This window comes from Belnapia sp. AC561 (assembly GCF_979252845.1).
On the sequence record NZ_CEEDBP010000510.1, the window covers coordinates 1 to 234 of the forward strand.

Consider the following 234-nt stretch of genomic DNA (forward strand, 5'->3'; position numbering starts at 1 on the left):
GCGGCGGTCCTCGCCGGAGGAGTTCGGGTCATCGGCCTGGCGGAAGGCGATGTTGGTGCCGTCGAGGCCGAAGTTGTTCTGCCGCCACTGGACGAGGCCCTCCAGCCGGGTCCCCTCGACCGGGGTCCAGCCGAGCCGGGCCATGGTGGACTGGCCGCGGACGCCGTCGCGCTCGCCGTTGGTGGTCTGCAGCCGCGGCGCCAGGGCATTGGAGCCGCGGGTCGAGAGCGACTG

General features: G+C 73.5%; 1 protein-coding gene. It reads right to left on the reverse strand.

Features of this window, described 5'->3' with window-relative positions; translation table 11 throughout:
- Window positions 1–234, reverse strand: a 234-nt coding sequence (locus AC0IW9_RS32060) for a hypothetical protein (protein WP_471652313.1), incomplete at both ends; no start/stop codon positions are given.